Below are 515 nucleotides of genomic sequence, written 5' to 3'. Positions count from 1 at the left end.
CAGCGCGGGGCTGTCCGCGCACCGGCTGGCGCGGGGCCGGGACGAGCGCCCGCCGCACCGGCGTTCCCCGCCGCCGGAGTCGACCGTCACCGAGTCGTTCGACCCGCCCCTCGACCGGATCGACGTCGCGGCCTTCCTCGCGCGGACCCAGGCCGAACGGTTCCACACGGGTCTGGCCGACCGGGGGCTGGCGTGTACGCGGCTGGGCATCCACGCCACCACGGAGAACGGTGAGGAACTCGTCCGGGTGTGGCGCTGCGCGGAGCCGCTGAGCCCCGCCGGGGTCGCCGACCGTGTGCGCTGGCAGTTCGAGGGATGGCTGCGCGCGGAGGAGGGCACCCGCCCCACCGCGGGGATCGTGGAACTGCGGCTGGTCCCCGAGGAGGTCGTCCGGGGACACGCCCTGCAGCTCGGGCTGTGGCCGGGCGGCGGTTCCGGGGCCGAGCACACGCCCGAGGCGGACCGGGCGGGCCGGGCGCTGGTGCACGTCCAGGGCCTGCTCGGGCCCGAGGAGG

General features: G+C 77.5%; 1 pseudogene. It reads left to right on the top strand.

Features of this window, described 5'->3' with window-relative positions:
* Positions 1-515 (top strand): annotated as a pseudogene (locus SACPADRAFT_RS29450) (DNA polymerase Y family protein); the annotation flags it as partial.

This window comes from Saccharomonospora iraqiensis subsp. paurometabolica YIM 90007, assembly GCF_000231035.2.
GTDB classification, from domain to species: Bacteria; Actinomycetota; Actinomycetes; order Mycobacteriales; family Pseudonocardiaceae; genus Saccharomonospora; species Saccharomonospora paurometabolica.
This window is presented reverse-complemented; position numbering and strand designations above follow the sequence as displayed.